Annotated in this window: 3 protein-coding genes; all 3 read left to right on the forward strand. The window is 46.1% G+C overall.

Annotated features, from left to right (window positions below; all coding sequences use genetic code 11):
- Positions 1–8: 8 nt before the first annotated feature.
- The gene (gene sufC, locus A3763_RS15210; RefSeq protein WP_068513135.1) at positions 9–764 is read left to right on the forward strand and encodes a Fe-S cluster assembly ATPase SufC; all 756 of its coding nucleotides are present in this window, start codon (positions 9–11) and stop codon (positions 762–764) included.
- A 10-nt stretch (positions 765–774) separates the two neighbouring features.
- Complete coding sequence (gene sufD / locus A3763_RS15215; RefSeq protein WP_068513139.1) at positions 775–2,043, forward strand: Fe-S cluster assembly protein SufD; 1,269 nt, start codon at positions 775–777, stop codon at positions 2,041–2,043.
- A gap of 58 nt (positions 2,044–2,101) precedes the next feature.
- The coding region (locus A3763_RS15220) for an aminotransferase class V-fold PLP-dependent enzyme (RefSeq protein ID WP_156495110.1) at positions 2,102–2,667 on the forward strand (566 nt) is incomplete at its 3' end.

Consider the following 2,667-nt stretch of genomic DNA (forward strand, 5'->3'; position numbering starts at 1 on the left):
GAGAGACAATGCTAAAGATCGAAAATTTACATGCCAATGTTGAAGGCAAACAAATCCTGAAAGGCTTAAACCTTGAAGTGAAGGCAGGCGAAGTTCACGCGATTATGGGGCCAAACGGCTCGGGTAAAAGTACTTTATCGCAAGTGCTTGCAGGCAATGAAGCTTATGAAGTAACAGACGGCAGTATCGACTTCGAAAGCAAAGATTTGCTAGACATGTCAACTGAAGACAGAGCACGTGAAGGTGTCTTTCTAGCTTTCCAATATCCGGTTGAGATTCCTGGCGTTAGCAACCTGCAATTTATGAAAACTGCGATCAATAATATTCGCCAGCACCGCGGTCTGGACGAAATGAACGCGGCTGAATTCATGAAGCAAGCCAAAGCAAAGATTCAGCAAGTTAACCTAGACCCATCTTTCTTGAAGCGTGGTGTCAATGAAGGTTTCTCTGGCGGTGAAAAGAAGCGTAATGAAATCATGCAAATGCTAATGCTTGAACCATCACTCGCGATTCTTGACGAAACCGACTCCGGACTAGACATCGACGCACTTAAAGTGGTTGCTGACGGCGTTAATGCTCTGCGCTCACCAGAGCGTGCAGTAGTCATGGTCACTCACTACCAGCGTTTACTTGATTATATCGTTCCTGACTACGTTCACGTTCTTGCTAACGGCCAGATTATTAAGTCTGGTGGTAAGGAACTCGCGCTTGAGCTTGAAGAAAAGGGCTACGGCTGGTTAGGCATCGAAGAAGACAAAGCTTAGGGACACGGTAATGACCTTATTAAGTGATATTGATTTCGGTCTAAATAAGTCTTCTGACTTACCCGAGTCACTGAAAAAATATAGCGAAGAAAGTATGGCAGCCCTGTCACAAACGGCTGTGCCTACCCGAAAAACCGAAGCCTGGAAATACTCAGCGAAGCACTTGAAGCTTCCTGAAAGCTTTTCACCAGCAACGGCCATCGCTACCCCCTACCAAGTGAGCTACGAGCTTGATTGCAACACGATACTGATCGCCAATAATAATGCGCCAAGCTATGACGCTGATGCCTTGTCACAAGCGGGTATCACCATCAAAAGTTTGTCTTCTCTTGATGAGAAAGAGTGCGAGCTTGTCGCCAATAGCATAAGTAATTCTGCAGAGCATTTGCTGTTTGCAAAACTGAATGCGGGTTTGATGCAAGATGGCTTGTTCATCAACGTTGCGAAGAATACTCAACTGGGCAAACCACTCAAGTTGGTTTTTCATAGCAATGCTAGCGGCCTGAGCCAGCCACGCGTTTTCATTAACGTTGAAGCAAATGCCGAAGCAACCTTTATTGAAGAACTCGTCATTGACGCCGAAGAAGGTGCTCAAGGGCTTGTTAACAGTGTATGTGACCTGCGTATTGCTGATAATGCTCATGTAAAGTACTTGCGTATGAACCTTGAATCTACGCCAGCCAAGCAAATCGGTTTTACCGGTGTCGCGCTCTATCGTAACGCTAACTTCAAGAGCTACTCTTTAGGTTTGGGCAGCCAAGTGGGTCGTCACGACTTGCACGTGCAGATGTTAGAAGCAGGTGCTGAGTGTGATCTTAACGGTGTTACTGTCACCACCGGTCAGCAGCATTACGATAACCATACCTGTATCGAACATATTGCACCAAACTGCACCAGTAATGAGACTTACCGTTGTATTGCCGACAATAAGTCCCATATCGTCTTTAATGGCCGAATTCACATTCACCCGGACGCACAGAAGACCTTAGGTTCAATGAATAACAAGAACCTTCTTCTTTCATCGTCTGCTGAAATCGATTCCAAGCCCGAGCTGGAAATTTATGCCGATGACGTGAAATGTGCTCACGGTACAACCATTGGTCAGTTAGACGAAACTGAACTGTACTACCTTAAAACGCGTGGCGTAACGCATGAACAGGCTCGCCTGATGCTAACCCTCGGTTTTGTATTGGAAGTGGTTCGGGCAGCCCCAATTGAAGCTATTGCAGACTTCTGGGAGCAGCAACTGGCAGAGCTGTTAAGTTACCCTTTAGATTAAATGATCGCGTCGTTAGTGCACCTGCGTCATAAAGAGCTATCAAGGTATTGAGTGATAAATGAATATTGAAAGTATTAGAGAACAATTCCCTATTCTAAACCAAGAGGTCAATGGCAAGCCTTTGATCTACCTTGATAGTGCCGCCAGTGCACAAAAGCCCGAAGCGGTGCTCGAAAGCATGGCGAACTACTATCATCATGATAATGCCAACGTACACCGAGGCGCGCACACCTTGGGTGACCGTGCAACGGCTGGTTTCGAAGGTGCACGCGAAACAGTTCGTCAATTTCTCAATGCAAACTCAACCAAAGAAATCATTTGGACCAAAGGAACAACTGAAGCCATTAACCTGATTGCTAACGGTTTGGCAAGTCAGCTAGAGCCTGGTGACGAGATCATCGTTAGCCGCATGGAGCATCACGCCAATATCGTTCCCTGGCAATTAGCGGCGGAGAAATGCGGTGCGCAAATTAAAGTACTCGATTTTGACGAGAACGGTGAGCTATCACTTTCCCAAGTTGATGAGTTGATTAACGAGAAAACCAAAGTCATCGCTGTCACCCACGTATCCAATGTCCTGGGCACGATTAACCCTGTTAAAGAAATCATTGAAAAAGCAAAGGC

The sequence above is a fragment of the Oleiphilus sp. HI0128 genome (genome assembly GCF_001635365.1).